This window comes from Stenotrophomonas sp. UBA7606, assembly GCF_002477705.1.
GTDB lineage: Bacteria > Pseudomonadota > Gammaproteobacteria > Xanthomonadales > Xanthomonadaceae > Stenotrophomonas.
This window is the reverse complement of record NZ_DLJW01000096.1, coordinates 1-13,879: the sequence shown is the minus strand read 5'-3', so window position 1 is coordinate 13,879 and position 13,879 is coordinate 1. Positions and strand designations below refer to the sequence as shown.

The following is a 13,879-nucleotide window of genomic DNA, read 5'->3' as shown; positions in this document are numbered from 1 at the left end:
ACCGGATCGTACTTCAGGAATTCCATCTTCCCCGGGGTGTTCTTCTTGTTCTTGTCGGTCGTATAGAAGTGGCCAGTGCCGGCCGAGGAAATCATACGGACCTTATCGCGCTTACCTGCCATGATCGTTTACTCCTCAGACCTTTTCGCCGCGGGCACGCAGCTCAGCCAGAACGGAATCGATGCCGTTCTTGTCGATGGTGCGCAGTGCATGCGCGGAAACACGAAGCTTGACCCAGCGGTTTTCGCTGGCAACCCAGAAACGGCGCTCGTGCAGGTTCGGCTGGAAACGACGACGGGTCTTGTTGTTGGCGTGCGAGACGTTGTTACCCGTCTGCACTCGCTTGCCGGAAACTTGGCATACGCGGGACATTGCGCACCTCGGTAATGTTGATGACTTCCTTAGCCAGGAAGACGGCGGCCCCGGCGGTTACCCGCCACGCGTCATGGGAATCAAAGGGTTACGCCGACAAGGATGGCCAGATGACGTGTTCCTGGCCACCGATCCGGAGAATTCCGGACACAGCGAGCCGCGTATTATGCCCAGACCAAGGCCTGCTTGCAAATCAGTGGGTTGGCGGCTGCCGTTGGGGCCATTCAGGCAGCCCCCAATTCCCGCCACGCCGCCCGGGCCACCTTCCAGGCCGAGCGCAGGAACAGCAGCAGCAAGGCCACGGCAATCAGCAGGTCTGGCCAGCCGGCGCCGAAGGCCCAGACCGCCAGCGCAGCCAGGATCACCGCGCCGCCTTCGTACACGTCATTCAGCGAACAGGCCCAGGCCGAGGCGAGATTGATGTCGCCCTGCCGGTATGGCCACAGCAGGCGCAGGCAGAACAGGTTGGCGGCAAGGTTGAGCAGGGCAGCGATGCCCATGCTTTCGAACAGGGGTAGATGTGGATGGGCCAGCTTCCAGGCAATGCCTGCAGCGACCGCAATTGCCGCGCACAGAATGAAGACCGCCTTGAGCATGGCCACCCGCGCCTTGGCGGCAAGGCTGGCGCCGACCACGGCCAGGCTGAGTGCGTAGGTGAGTGCGTCGCCGAGGTTGTCCAGGCTGCCGGACAGCAGCGAGGCCGAGCCGCTGTGCCAGGCGGCAAGCATCATCATCACGAAAGTGATCAGGTTGATCGCCAGCACCTGGTAGAGCACGCGGCGCTGCTGCGCTTGCATGCGCTCGACTTCCAGGGTTTTGCCGCAGCCGCAGCAGTCGCTCATTGGGGTTCCGCAGGAATGTTTTGTTGGAGTATCGCGCTGATGTGCCAGGGCAGGTAGAAATCGGCGAGCCGCCAGCGGCAGTGCCGAGCCATGCTCGGCAAAGGCCTTGCCAGCGAAGAGCTGCCCTCACCCCAACCCCTCTCCCGCCAGCGGGAGAGGGGCTTCAAGCAAAGCCTAGCAAGGGCTCCAAGCCGCGTAGCCCGGGTAAGCGCAGCGCACCCGGGAGCCCTTCGCGCAGGGGTCCCGGGTGCGCTGCGCTTACCCGGGCTACACCCTTATGCTCTCCGCTCACGCTTCCCAACCCCTCCCATGAACGGAGGCCTTTTGATTACTGTCCCTTCCGATGCAGCCAGCGGTACAGCACCGGCAACACCAGCAACGTCAGCAGCGTGGAAGAGACGATGCCGCCGATCACCACCGTTGCCAGCGGCCGCTGCACTTCCGAACCGGCACCCACATTGAACGCCATCGGTACGAAGCCCAGCGATGCGACCAGCGCGGTCATCAACACCGGTCGCAAACGGCCGAGCGCACCTTCGCGCACCGCCACATCCAGGCTGCGGCCCTGCTCGCGCAGGTGGCGGATGAAGCTGATCATCACCAGACCATTGAGCACGGCCACACCGGACAGCGCGATGAAGCCGACGCCGGTCGAGATCGACAAGGGTATGCCGCGCAACGCCAAGGCCAACACGCCACCGGTCAAGGCCAGTGGCACGCCACTGAACACGATGCTGGCATCACGCGCCGAACCGAAGGCCCAGAACAACAAGGCGAAGATCAGCAGCAAGGTCACCGGCACCACCACCGCCAGACGCTGGCTGGCCGAAATCAGCTGCTCGAAGCTGCCGCCGTATTCCACCCAGTAACCAGACGGCACCTTCACCTGGGTGTCGATGGCCTGCTGCAGCTCGCTGACGAAGCCACCCAGATCGCGATCACGCACATTGGCAGTGATTACGATGCGGCGCTTGCCGTTATCACGGTTGATCTGGTTCGGGCCTTCACTGCTTTCAATCCGCGCCAACTCGCGCAACGGAACCGTGCGTGCATCGCCGCTGCGCCAGCCCCCTGCTCGGCTGGATTCATCCGCACTGTCCTGTGCCAGCGCCGGCTCCAGCGACACCGGCAGATCGGCCAGTGCTGCCGGATCCTGGCGGATTGTTTCCGGCAGGCGTACGACGATATCGAAGCGACGGTCACCTTCGAACAACTGCCCGGCCACGCGCCCGCCAACCGCAGTAGAAACCGTGGACTGCAGTTGCCCCGGGTTGAGCCCATAGCCAGCCAAGGCCGCACGATTGGGCGTAACCGTCAGCAACGGCAGGCCACTGGTTTCCTCAAGCCGCACATCGGCCGCACCCGGCACCTTGTTGGCCACCGCGGCGATGCGCTGGCCGACCTGCGCCAGCGTCTCCATGTCGTCGCCGAAAAGCATCACCGCCACATCGGCACGCACGCCCGAGATCAACTCGTTCATGCGCATCTGGATGGGCTGGGTGAACTCGTAGTTGTTGCCTGGCAATTCCTCCACCGCTGCTTCCAGCTCCGCCAGCAGCTGTGCGCGCGGCTTGCGCGGGTCCGGCCACTGCTTGCGTGGTTTCATCATGATGAAGGTGTCGGCGACCGAGGGCGGCATCGGGTCGGAAGCGACCTCCGGCGTGCCGATCTTGGAGAATACCTTGTCCACTTCCGGGAACTGCTGCAGGCGCGCTTCCACCTGTTTCTGCATGTTCACCGACTGGGTGAGGCTGGTGCCGGGAATGCGCATGGCGTGCATGGCGACATCGCCTTCGTCGAGGTTTGGCACGAACTCGCTGCCCAGCCGCGTTGCCAATACACCGCAGCCAATCACCAACAGCAGAGCAGCGGCAACCACCAGGCGGCCGCGCCGCATCACCCACCCGAGCAACGGCTCATAGCGTGCACGCAGCCACGCCATCAGACGGTTCTCCTTCTCTTCCACGCGGCCACCGAGGAACATCGCAATCGCCGCGGGCACGAAGGTCAGCGATAGCAGCATCGCGCCGCTCAACGCCAGCACCACGGTGATCGCCATCGGGTGGAACATTTTCCCTTCGACGCCAGTGAGCGCAAAGATCGGCAAGTAGACCGCGGTGATGATGCCCAGGCCGAACAGGCTGGGGCGGATGACTTCGGCAGTGGCACTGGCGGTTTCGGCGAAGCGTTCCTCGCGGGTCATCGCCCGGCCCAGCGCATGTGTGCGTTCGCCAAAGCGGCGCAGACAGTTCTCGATGATGATCACCGCGCCATCGACGATCAGGCCGAAATCCAGTGCGCCAAGGCTCATCAGGTTGGCGGAGACCCCGCCACGTGCCATGCCGGTCAGGGTGAACAGCATTGCCAACGGAATCACCGCGGCGGTAATCAGTGCCGCACGGAAGTTGCCCAGCAGCAGGAACAACACCACGATCACCAGCAACGCGCCTTCCAGCAGGTTCTTGGCGACGGTCTGGATGGTGCGGTCGACGAGCGCGGTGCGGTCATAGCTGGCGGTGACGGTGACGCCATCGGGCAGGCTGCGCTGCGCCTGTTCCAGCTTGGCAGCGGCCGCCTGCGCCACCTCGCGGCTGTTTGCGCCGACCAGCATCACCACCGTGCCCATCACCACCTCGTGGCCGTTCTGGGTGGCGGCACCGCTGCGCAGTTCCGGTCCCTCGGCCACGTCGGCCACGTCATGCACATGGATGGGCACGCCTTCGCGGCGGGCCAGCACGATGTTGCCGATTTCCTCCAACCCGGCCACCTGCCCGGGTACGCGCACCAGGAACTGTTGGCCGTTACGCTCGATGTAACCGGCACCGATGTTCTGGTTGTTGCCTTCCACGGCTTCGGCAACATCATCCAGGGTGAAGCCCAGCGCACGCAGCTTGGGCGGATCCGGGGTGATGTGGATCTGCCGCTGGTAGCCACCAATCGTGTTGACCTCGGTGACGCCGGGTACGTTGCGCAGCTGTGGCCGCACTACCCAGTCCTGCAAGGTGCGCAGGTCGGTGGCGGTGTAGGGCGAGCCATCGGGTTTGCGCGCCTTGGGATCGGCATCGATGGTGTACATGAAGATCTCGCCCAGGCCGGTGGCAATCGGCCCCAGCTGCGGATCCAAACCATCGGGCAGCTGCGACTTCACCTGCTGCAGGCGTTCGGCCACCTGCTGGCGCGCGAAGTACAGGTCGGTGCCGTCCTTGAACACCACCGTCACCTGCGACAGGCCGTAGCGCGACAGCGAACGCACCTGTTCGAGCTTTGGCAGGCCGGCCATCACTGTTTCCACCGGATAGGTGATGCGCTGTTCCGTCTCCAGCGGCGAATAGCCATCGGCGGCGGTGTTGATCTGCACCTGTACGTTGGTGATGTCGGGCGTGGCATCGATGGACAGGCGGGTGAAGCTCCAGCTGCCGATCGCGATCAACGCGAAAGTAAGCACCATCATCATCCAGCGATGGGCGATGGCGCTGCGGATGATGCGCTCAAGCATGGCGGCACCCTCCGCGTTGGAAGCGACGATGATCAATGTTCATGCGCGGCCCCCGCCTTGCCGATATCGGCCTTGACCACATAGCTCTGCTCGACCACGACCTGCTCGCCAACGCGCAGGCCGTCCTTGACCTCGACCTTGCCGGCATCGCGTGCGCCCAGCACCACCGGGCGCGCGGTATAGGTATCGCCGTCACGTACGAACACCACCTCGCGGCCTTCCATGGTCTGCAGCGCAGTGAGTGGCACCACCACCGCCGCCGGCTGCATTGCCACCACGATGCGCGCCTTCACCGCCGCACCGGGCCGCCACAGGCCATCGTCATTGCGCACGCTGGCACGGGCCACGGTGCTCTGGCTTGCAGTGGCGGTGCCGGGCAGCACGCGCTCCAGCGTGGTGCCCTGGCTGACGCCATCGGTCATGCGGGTGACCGTGACCGGCACGCCGGCGGTGATGTGCTGGGTGTCATTGCCGAAGATATGCAGGTCCACCCACAGCTCCGACAGGTCGCCGATCTCGAACAGAGGCGTGCCCTCGCCCGCCACCGCGCCCACCTGTGCCTGCCGCGACAGCACCACGCCGCTGATTGGCGCGCTGATGCTGTAGGTGGTCAGGCTGAGGTTGCTGTCGATGCTGGCCAGGGTCTGGCCGGCGCTGACGCGATCACCCACATTTGCCCGCAGCGAACGGATCGGGCCGGGGAAACGCGCCATCACCTGTGCCACCCGCCCATCCACCGGCGTCAGCAGGCCCTGCACCTCATGCTCGTCGGCGATGGTGCCGGCCTGCGCGGCGGCGCTGCGGATGCCGGCCTGCTCGGCCATCACGGCCTTGATGGTGGTGCGGTCGGCATCCGCTTCCTCCCCCGCCTCATGGGCGTGAGCGTCTGCTTCGCCGGCCTTTTCTTCATCGTGGTCATGGCCCGCTTCTTCAGCTGCACCAGCGCTGGCCTCAGGCGCCGGCTTTGTACCGCAGCCGACCAGCAGCAGGCTCATTGCCAGCACGCCGGCAGCGACAACATTGATCGGACGGCTCATCCTGCGTTCTCCACGGCAACGGTTGCATCGGTGGCCAGCATTCCCTGGCCGGTGAGGCGCTGGATCTCGATCAGCGCGGTCTGGGCGGCGATGGCCGCGTCCAACTGGCGCTGGCGCGATTCAATGCGCATGGCCTGCAGCTGCGCCCACTCCATGTAACTGGCGGCACCGGCGCGCCATGCCTGCTCGGCGGCACGCTCGGCCTTCTGCAACTGCGGCAGCACGTCAGCCTGCATGCGCTGTACTTCCAGACGCGCGGTGACATAGCGCCCGTGCGCCTCGGCCAGGGTGGCGTACAGCTGTTGCTGGCGGGCCTGGCGTTGATACGGCAGCAGGGCGAGATCGGCTTCGGCCTCGCGGATTTCCGGCGCGGCGCGGCGAGCGCTGCCGAGCGGGATGCTGAAGCCGCCGACCAGCGAGGTGGCGTTGTCGGCGCGGCTGTTGCGCACGCCTACCTGCCAGTTCCAATCCGGACGGCTGCGGGTGCGCACCAGCTGCAGCTGGGCCTCGCGGATGCGCTGCTCGCCCAGCAGTTCGGCCAGCTCCGGTGCGCGTTGCAGATCGTCATTGAGTGATGCGAAATCACGCAGTGCCGGCAACTGCAAGGCGTCGCCACTCACCCTGCTGAAGTCAGGCGTGCGGGCGCCCCACAACGCGGCCAGCGACAGCCGCGCGGCGCTGGCTTCCTCGATCGCACGATCGCGATCCAGTTCTGCCTGCGCCAGCATCGCCTGCGCGGTGAACAGCACCGACTCCGGTGAAGCACCGGCCTGCAGGCGCAGGCGCGCGGCGGCGACGGCGCGGCGGCGCTGCTCGATATCGGTATTGGCGATCTGCAGCGCTGATTGCGCCTGCGCTACGGCGAGGTAGCGGCGCGCAGTCTCGGCAAGCAGATCCAGCCTGGCGGTGGCGCGTTGCGGGGCCAACGCGTCGATATTGGCCTGGGCCAGCATGCGGCGCGCATCGAGTTTGTCGCCGCGTTCCAGCACACCGGACAGGCTGACGGTCGCCTCGGCGCCCTGCACGCCGCGGGTATCACCGCTGCCGAGCAGGTTCTCCAGTTCCACGCCCAGCTGCATCGGCGGGCGCAGCAGGGCCGCATCGCGACGGGCTTCAAGTACAGGCCGCTGCGCATCGATCAGGCGCAGCTCGGGGTGATCAAGGGCAACACGGACGATGGCATCGTCCAGCGTCAACGGCACAGCAGGCACTGGCGCCTGCGCATACGCGCGGGGCACCAGCGCAAAGGCGACAACCGCCGCCAGGCGCATCCACATGGGTTTCTCCAGATAGCAGGTTCAGACGTGGGGACCGGCCAAGGGGCCGGGACGTCAGACGGCTATCGGGGGGCGGAACAGGCTCTCGGTCGGGTGCGTGACCGCTTGCGTGCCGAGGATGGCCACGGCCTGCTGTGCGGGCGGTGACGCCACGGTCCAGGCAGGGGTGACGGTGGGCAACACACCACCGTGGCCGTGGCAGTCCACGCAATGCACCAGCGCGTGCAGCAGCGCATTGGCGCTGTCTTCGGCATCCGGGGCCGTGGCCAGCTTGCTGTCGTCGTGCTCATGCACGTCGGCACCGATATCGGTGTGCGCCAGCATGTGGATGTCGGTCAATGCTGCGGCCAGCGAGGTACCGAACACGCCAATGCCGACCAGCGCCAGCATCAGCAGGCGCAGCAGGTGGAGGCGACGGTGGCGCAGGGATTGCAGCATTGGGCCAGCCTAGCTGGTGCTTGCGGGGTTACACAATCGCAGTGCGGAGGCGGTGGTTCAGCTGTGCGCTGTTGCCCCTCCCCTTTTGGCATAGCCAAGGGGGAGGCTTAGAGGGGGGCTTTGTTTGTTGCGGTTGCACCTGCGGTGCTCCCCCTCTCCCCAACCCCTCTCCCGCAAGGGGAGAGGGGCTTTAGAACGCTGCGAGCGCAAGCACCCTCTGTAATTGCAGCTGTAGCCCCTCTCCCCTTGCGGGAGAGGGGTTGGGGAGAGGGGTGGCTTTGGCTTATCGCCTGGGATTTCTGCCAAGAGCACCCCTCCCCGACCCTCCCCTGCGCGTTGCGCAAGGGAGGGGGCAAAGCCCTTACTTCGCCGCCTTACGCTCGGCGATGTACGCGTTGATCTGCTGCTCCAGCACCGGCAGCGGCACCGAGCCCTGCTTGAGCACGGCATCATGGAAGCCCTTGATGTCGAACTTGTCGCCCAGTTCCTTCTCGGCCTTCTCGCGCAGTTTGACGATGGTGATCTCGCCCAGCTTGTAGCTCAGGGCCTGGCCCGGCCAGGAGATATAGCGGTCCACTTCGGTGGTCACTTCGTGTTCGCTGAGCGCGGTGTGGTCACGCAGGTAGGCGATCGCACGGTCGCGGTCCCAGTCGTAGTGGTGCACGCCGGTGTCAATCACCAGGCGGCAGGCACGCCACATTTCATAGGTCAGCCGGCCGAAGTCTTCATACGGTGTCTGGTAGATGCCCATGTCGACGCCAAGCTTCTCGGTGTACAGGCCCCAGCCTTCGCCATAGGCCGAGATGTACGCATTGCGGCGGAACTCGGGCTGGCCGGTCTGCTCGGCAGCCAGTGCGCCCTGCAGGGCATGGCCCGGGTCGGACTCATGCAGGGTCAATGCCGGCAGGTTGTACAGCGGGCGCGCCGGCAGGTTGTAGGTATTGAGCCAGTAGGTGCCCATGCCGCCACGGCCGGCGGTCCAAAACGGGGCGATATCCGGTGGCACCGGCACGATGGTGAAGCGTGCGCGCGGCAAGGTCATGTACTTGCCGATCACGCCGTCCACGCGCTTGGAGATCCACGCCGCACGCCACAGCAGCTCGTCGGGGGTCTTGGCGTAGAACTGCGGGTCGGTGCGCAGGAACTCCAGGAAGTCGGCAAAGCGGGTCTGCTCGCTCTTACCCTTGAAGCCCACCTTGTCGATGATGGCGTTCATTTCGCGCTGGATGCGGTTGACCTCGGACAGGCCCTGCGCATGGATCTGCTGCGGGCTCAGGTCCAGGGTGACGTATTCGCGGATCTGCGCCTGGTAGAACTCCTTGCCACCGGGCATCGCCTCGGCTGCCAGGGTGGTGCGCGACTGCGGCACATATTCCTGGCGGTAGAAGGTCAGCAGCTTGCCGAAGGCCGGCACCACGCTGCCGCTGATGGCCTGCCTGGCTTCCGCCTGCAGCTTGGCCTGCTCAGCCGCCGGGATGCTGTTGGGCAGCTTCTTCAGCGGCTCGTACAGCGGCGACTCGGTCGGGTCCTTCAGTTCGGCCACGGTCGAGATGGAGACATCACGACCTTCCAGCACCGCACGCGGCACGCTGAAGCCACGCGCCAAACCGGCGCGCATATTGTCCATCTGCTGGTCGAAGTAGCGCGGCACATCGTTCAGGCGCGCGATGTAGTTGCGGTAGTCCTGCGCGGTCTTCATCTCGCGCCGGGCCATGAAGCTGAGGTTGGACCAGAACGAGGAGTCCGAGTTGAACGGCATCTCGTAGCTGCGCAGGCGCACCTCTTCGGCCAGGCTTTCCACCTGGTACTTGTAGATGGCGTAGTTGACCTGGTTCTCGGCCGACAGCTTGGCCGGGTCGATGGCCTCGAGCTGGGCCAGCACGTCGTCCCATACCTTCAACCGCGCCTGCTGGGCGGCGGCGCCCACATCCGGCAACTTGGTGCTGCTGGCCGGTGCGTCGCTGTCCTCGCTGGCTTCACCGCCGCCGGTCTGGCGCCAGGCCCACTCCTTCTCGTAGATCGCCTTGAACTGGTCGTCCACGCTCTGCGTGGCCAGGGTGGCCGGTGCCGACGGGGCAGCAGCAAAGGCGGGCGTGGCGCTGAGGCCAAGGGTGAGCAGCAAGGCAACGGTCAACGGCGATTTCACGGTCAGGATTCCCCAGATGGTTCAGGTATTCCCGATCATCGCATTGAAGTTGCCGCCCGACCTAGACGGATTCGGGCGGCAAACCGCCGGATTTGGGCATAGTTGCCCGCTCAGTGACCGGCCTTGTCGCGCTGCCAGCCGCGGTGCTTGATGTCCAGGTGCAGGCTGTAGAGCGCGGTGAAGGCCGGGAACAGGTTCTGCACCACGCCCACCGCATCCTGCTTGGACGAGAACAGGAAGTAGCTCAGCGTCATCAGGCTGCCGAGCACGCTCATGTACCAGAACAGGCGCGGGATCACCGGCTTGCCGGCGCGGCGCGAGGCCACGAACTGCACCAGCCAGCGACCGCCGAACATCAACGCACCGGTCAGGCCGATCAGCTTCCACGGCGACATATGCACGCCGGTCCACTCCAGCCAGGCCAGCGGTTGGTTCATGAAATCCATGCTCAGACCTCTTCCACCGCGGTGCGCTTGGAACGGGTGATCAACCAGGCCACGCCACGCAGGTCGCGGATGCCCACCAGCGCGCGGCCCAGGTTGTTGTACTTGGACACGCCGGCGGTGCGGTGGCGATGGTTGACCGGCACGCTGACCGTCTTCCAGCCGGCGCGCTGCATCAGCGCCGGCAGGTAGCGATGCATGTGGTCGAAATACGGCAGGTCGAGGAAGGCCGCACGCTCGAACAGCTTGATGCCGCAGCCGGTGTCCGGGGTGTCATCGCGCAGCATGCGTGCGCGGATGGCGTTGGCCCACTTGCTGGCCCAGCGCTTGCTGCCCGAGTCCTGGCGGTTGACGCGCCAGCCGGCAAACAGCCGCACCTGTGCATCGGCCTTGGCGCGTGCGGCCAGCAGCTTGGGAATATCGGCCGGGTCGTTCTGGCCGTCGCCGTCCAGGGTCGCGATCCACGGCGCGCGCGCCGCCTTCACCCCGGTGCGCACGGCCGTGCTCTGGCCGCTCTGGCTGACGTGGTGCAGCACCCGCAGTTCCGGGTTGGTGGCCTTCAGTGCCTGCAGTACCTGCAGGCTGTCGTCCTTGGAGTTGTCGTCGACGTAGACGATTTCGAAGCCGATCTGGCCGCGCAGGGCGGCGGTGATTTCGTTGACCAGCGGCGTGACATTGTCGCGTTCGTTGAAGACTGGCACGACGACCGAGAGGGCAGGCTGGTTCATGACGCGGTTCCGGTTGCTTTACGTATTCAGGAAGACCGCGAATTTTCCTGTTCGCGTATTAGCGGAACATGAAATCAGGCACGCGGTCCGAAATATCCACGGCACCACTCCACCACCGGCGGCAGGCCGGCTTCGATCGGCGTGCGCGGCGCATAGCCGAACGCCGCCTGGGCGCGCGCGGTGTCGGCCATGGTTTCCACCATGTCGCCCGGCTGCATCGGCTTGTAGACCTTGTGCACCGGGAGCCCCGCGGCCGAGGCGATCACGTCGATGAAGTATTCCAGTTCCACCGGGGTGTGGTTGCCCAGGTTGAACACCTGGTGGGGTGTGGCCTGGGCGGAGGGATGCGACAGCGCCCCGAGGATACCGGCAACGATGTCGGAAACATGTGTGAAGTCGCGCCGCATGTGGCCGTTGTTGAACACATCGATGCTGCGCCCGGCCAGCACTGCGCGCGCGAACAGCAGCGGCGCCATGTCCGGCCGGCCCCACGGGCCATAGACGGTGAAAAAGCGCAGGCCGGTGGCCTTCAGGCCGTACAGCTGCGCATAGGTATAGGCCATCAACTCGTTGGCGGCCTTGGTGGCCGCGTACAGCGAGCGCGGCTGGTCCACGCGCTGGTCTTCGGAGAACGGCGGCGTGGCCGAGTTGCCATACACCGAGCTGCTGGATGCATACACCAGGTGCTGCACGCCACGGTGGCGGCACAGCTCCAGCATGTTGACGAAGCCAACCAGGTTGCTGTCGACGTAGGCGTGCGGGTTTTCCAGCGAATAGCGCACGCCGGCCTGCGCGGCCAGGTGGATCACCTGGGTCGGCTGGATTTCGTCGAACAGCGCGGCCAGGCCGTCGCGATCGGTGAGGTCGAGCACGCGCAGATCCAGCTGCGGGCACAGCGCGGCCACCCGATCGCGCTTGAGCTGCGGGTCGTAGTAGTCGTTGAAGTTGTCCAGCCCCACCACGCGCTCGCCGCGTGCTGCCAGGGCCTGGCACGTATAGGCGCCAATGAAGCCGGCCGCGCCGGTCACCAGTACCGTCATAGCGTCATCGGCTCCCGCGCCAGGGTGGCCTTGCGCTCCTTGCTATAGGCCCACCATGGCTGCGGCGCTTCGCCGCCCAGGAAGCGGACGACGGACAGGAACACGTCGATCACGCAGGGGTCGTGCACCACGCCGGTCTTCAGGCAGAGCTGGGCGTACATATCGTAGGGATCACGCCCGCGCAGGTGCGCGGGTACCCGGATCCCGATCAGACGGAGATCCTTTTCACAGGCCGGCCCGACATTCGGCAGGTCGGTCAGACGCAACAGATGATTGCGATCGACCTTGGAGGGGTTCATTGCCTTGCTTGCACCTCGGTGGGGAACAGGAGCGTCAGCCTTGCTGGCGCGTGCGCAGCCGCTCCAGCACGCCGTCCAGCGTGTCCAGATCGGTGTAGTGGATGACCAGCTTGCCCTTGCCGCCACGGCCGTGGCTGATCGCCACCTTGGCGCCCAGCGACTCGGACAACTCGGTCTCCAGCGATGCGATATCGGCCTGCGGCGCGCTCGGCGCCGGCTTGGCCTTGCGGGCACCCGGCACCTTGCCGGCGGCAAACTGCTGCGCGCGGTGCTCGACTTCACGAACCGACCAGCCCTGCTCGGCGGCTTCTTCGGCCAGCTTGGTAGCCAGTTCCGGCGCCAGCGTCAGCAGCGCGCGGGCATGGCCCATTTCCAGACGGCGGGTTTCCAGCAGCACGCGCACACCGATCGGCAGATCGATCAGGCGCAGCAGGTTGGACACCGAGGCGCGCGAACGGCCAACCGCCTGCGCGGCTTCGGCATGGGTCAGCGAGAACTCGCTGACCAGCCGCGCCAGCGCTTCGGCTTCTTCCAGCGGGTTGAGGTCTTCGCGCTGGATGTTCTCGATCAGCGCCATCGCGATGACGGTGCGGTCTTCCAGCTCGCGCACCACCACCGGTACTTCGTCCAGCCCGGCCAGGCGCGAGGCGCGCCAACGACGTTCACCGGCGATGATTTCGTAGTTGCCGCCGGCGATCTGGCGCACCAGGATCGGCTGGATGATGCCCTGCGCCTTGATCGACTCGGACAGCTCGGCCAGCTTGGACTCGTCCATGTCGCGGCGCGGCTGGTACTTGCCGGGCTGCAGCTGGTCGATGGGCAGCTTGCGCAGCACTTCGCCGGGTTGCGGCTCGGCAACGGCGGCGACGGTGACCGGGGTTACCGCACCCTTGGGGCCCAGCAGGGCATCAAGACCACGGCCAAGGCCGCGCTTTTTTGCCGCACTCATCAGACAGCCTCCACGGCCCGGGAGGGCTGCTTGCGTTCACTGTTGCGGCGGATGATCTCGCCGGCCAGGCCCAGGTAGGCCACGCCGCCACGCGAGGCGCGGTCGTAACCGACGATGCTCTGGCCATGGCTGGGCGCCTCGGCCAGGCGTACGTTGCGCGGCACGATGGTACGGAACACGCGGTCGCCGAAGTATTCGGTGAGCTGCGCGGACACGGCGTTGGCCAGGTTGTTGCGCACGTCGAACATGGTGCGCAGCACGCCTTCGATTTCCAGCGCCGGGTTGAGGTTGATCTTCAGCGCGTCGATGGTCTCGACCAGGGCGCTGAGGCCTTCCAGTGCGTAGTACTCGCACTGCATCGGCACGATCACCGAATCGGCGGCGGCCAGCGCGTTCAGCGTCAGCAGCGACAGCGCCGGCGGGCAGTCGATCAGGATGTAGTCGTATTCATCGCGGATGGGCGCTAGCGCGCGCTTCAGCCGCTGCTCGCGCTCGCCCTGGTCCATCAGCTGGATTTCGGCGGCGGTCAGGTCGATGTTGCCTGGCAGCAGGTCAAAGCCTTCCGGCGTGGCCACGCGCACTTCGGCGGCGGTGTTCTCGCCCAGCAGCAGGTCGCAGGTGGACGCCGCGACTTCACGCTTGTCCACGCCGCTGCCCATGGTCGCGTTGCCCTGCGAGTCCAGGTCGACCAGCAGCACACGCTTGGGTGCGGCGGCAAGGGAAGCAGCCAGATTGACGGCCGTGGTGGTCTTGCCGACGCCGCCTTTCTGGTTGGCGATGGCGATGATGCGAGCCATGCAGGAGAGCCTCGT

At 65.9% G+C, this 13,879-nt stretch carries 14 protein-coding genes; all 14 read right to left on the bottom strand.

Going from position 1 to position 13,879, the window contains the following annotated elements; translation table 11 throughout:
* The coding region (gene rpmG / locus B2527_RS12185; protein WP_293713877.1) for a 50S ribosomal protein L33 at positions 1-125 on the bottom strand (125 nt) is incomplete at its 3' end.
* Between the two features lie 10 nt (positions 126-135).
* Positions 136-372, bottom strand: coding sequence for a 50S ribosomal protein L28 (gene rpmB, locus B2527_RS12180; RefSeq protein ID WP_132863867.1), 237 nt, complete (start codon positions 370-372; stop codon positions 136-138).
* A 224-nt stretch (positions 373-596) separates the two neighbouring features.
* Positions 597-1,214 carry a cation transporter gene (locus B2527_RS12175; RefSeq protein ID WP_293713872.1) on the bottom strand — a complete coding sequence of 206 codons (618 nt, stop codon included), beginning with the start codon at positions 1,212-1,214 and terminating at the stop codon, positions 597-599.
* A 328-nt stretch (positions 1,215-1,542) separates the two neighbouring features.
* On the bottom strand, positions 1,543-4,710 hold the full coding sequence (locus tag B2527_RS12170) for an efflux RND transporter permease subunit (RefSeq protein WP_293713870.1): 3,168 nt from the start codon (positions 4,708-4,710) through the stop codon (positions 1,543-1,545).
* 32 nt (positions 4,711-4,742) lie between these two features.
* Entirely contained in the window at positions 4,743-5,747 is a 1,005-nt protein-coding gene (locus B2527_RS12165; RefSeq protein WP_293713868.1) for an efflux RND transporter periplasmic adaptor subunit, read from the bottom strand.
* Positions 5,744-7,024: a TolC family protein gene (locus B2527_RS12160; RefSeq protein WP_293713866.1), complete on the bottom strand. Its 1,281-nt coding sequence runs from the start codon at positions 7,022-7,024 to the stop codon at positions 5,744-5,746. The genes B2527_RS12165 and B2527_RS12160 overlap by 4 nt, the downstream gene beginning before the upstream one ends.
* Positions 7,025-7,078: 54 nt before the next feature.
* The gene (locus B2527_RS12155) at positions 7,079-7,462 is read right to left on the bottom strand and encodes a hypothetical protein (protein WP_293713864.1); all 384 of its coding nucleotides are present in this window, start codon (positions 7,460-7,462) and stop codon (positions 7,079-7,081) included.
* Between the two features lie 361 nt (positions 7,463-7,823).
* Positions 7,824-9,608: a DUF885 domain-containing protein gene (locus tag B2527_RS12150; protein WP_293713862.1), complete on the bottom strand. Its 1,785-nt coding sequence runs from the start codon at positions 9,606-9,608 to the stop codon at positions 7,824-7,826.
* Positions 9,609-9,718: 110 nt separating this feature from the next.
* Positions 9,719-10,054 carry a lipid-A-disaccharide synthase N-terminal domain-containing protein gene (locus B2527_RS12145; protein ID WP_414717079.1) on the bottom strand — a complete coding sequence of 112 codons (336 nt, stop codon included), beginning with the start codon at positions 10,052-10,054 and terminating at the stop codon, positions 9,719-9,721.
* 2 nt (positions 10,055-10,056) lie between these two features.
* Positions 10,057-10,779 carry a glycosyltransferase family 2 protein gene (locus tag B2527_RS12140; protein WP_293713860.1) on the bottom strand — a complete coding sequence of 241 codons (723 nt, stop codon included), beginning with the start codon at positions 10,777-10,779 and terminating at the stop codon, positions 10,057-10,059.
* 74 nt (positions 10,780-10,853) lie between these two features.
* Positions 10,854-11,819, bottom strand: a complete 966-nt coding sequence (locus B2527_RS12135) for an SDR family NAD(P)-dependent oxidoreductase (protein ID WP_293713858.1) — start codon at positions 11,817-11,819, stop codon at positions 10,854-10,856.
* Positions 11,816-12,118, bottom strand: a complete 303-nt coding sequence (locus tag B2527_RS12130) for a helix-hairpin-helix domain-containing protein (protein ID WP_293713856.1) — start codon at positions 12,116-12,118, stop codon at positions 11,816-11,818. Before B2527_RS12130 ends, B2527_RS12135 begins: the two co-directional genes overlap by 4 nt.
* Before the next feature lie 34 nt (positions 12,119-12,152).
* Positions 12,153-13,067, bottom strand: a complete 915-nt coding sequence (locus B2527_RS12125; protein WP_293713854.1) for a ParB/RepB/Spo0J family partition protein — start codon at positions 13,065-13,067, stop codon at positions 12,153-12,155.
* Entirely contained in the window at positions 13,067-13,864 is a 798-nt protein-coding gene (locus tag B2527_RS12120; protein ID WP_293713852.1) for a ParA family protein, read from the bottom strand. The genes B2527_RS12125 and B2527_RS12120 overlap by 1 nt, the downstream gene beginning before the upstream one ends.
* Between the last annotated feature and the right edge of the window lie 15 nt (positions 13,865-13,879).

Excerpts from the sequence above, each read along its gene's own strand:
- B2527_RS12175 (WP_293713872.1), bottom strand. The coding sequence starts at position 1,214 with ATGAGCGACTGCTGCGGCTGCGGCAAAACCCTGGAAGTCGAGCGCATG.
- rpmB (WP_132863867.1), bottom strand. The coding sequence starts at position 372 with ATGTCCCGCGTATGCCAAGTTTCCGGCAAGCGAGTGCAGACGGGTAAC.
- B2527_RS12120 (WP_293713852.1), bottom strand. The coding sequence starts at position 13,864 with ATGGCTCGCATCATCGCCATCGCCAACCAGAAAGGCGGCGTCGGCAAG.
- B2527_RS12170 (WP_293713870.1), bottom strand. The coding sequence starts at position 4,710 with ATGCTTGAGCGCATCATCCGCAGCGCCATCGCCCATCGCTGGATGATG.
- B2527_RS12145 (WP_414717079.1), bottom strand. The coding sequence starts at position 10,054 with ATGGATTTCATGAACCAACCGCTGGCCTGGCTGGAGTGGACCGGCGTG.
- B2527_RS12125 (WP_293713854.1), bottom strand. The coding sequence starts at position 13,067 with ATGAGTGCGGCAAAAAAGCGCGGCCTTGGCCGTGGTCTTGATGCCCTG.
- B2527_RS12135 (WP_293713858.1), bottom strand. The coding sequence starts at position 11,819 with ATGACGGTACTGGTGACCGGCGCGGCCGGCTTCATTGGCGCCTATACG.
- B2527_RS12140 (WP_293713860.1), bottom strand. The coding sequence starts at position 10,779 with ATGAACCAGCCTGCCCTCTCGGTCGTCGTGCCAGTCTTCAACGAACGC.
- B2527_RS12155 (WP_293713864.1), bottom strand. The coding sequence starts at position 7,462 with ATGCTGCAATCCCTGCGCCACCGTCGCCTCCACCTGCTGCGCCTGCTG.
- B2527_RS12160 (WP_293713866.1), bottom strand. The coding sequence starts at position 7,024 with ATGTGGATGCGCCTGGCGGCGGTTGTCGCCTTTGCGCTGGTGCCCCGC.
- B2527_RS12130 (WP_293713856.1), bottom strand. The coding sequence starts at position 12,118 with ATGAACCCCTCCAAGGTCGATCGCAATCATCTGTTGCGTCTGACCGAC.
- B2527_RS12165 (WP_293713868.1), bottom strand. The coding sequence starts at position 5,747 with ATGAGCCGTCCGATCAATGTTGTCGCTGCCGGCGTGCTGGCAATGAGC.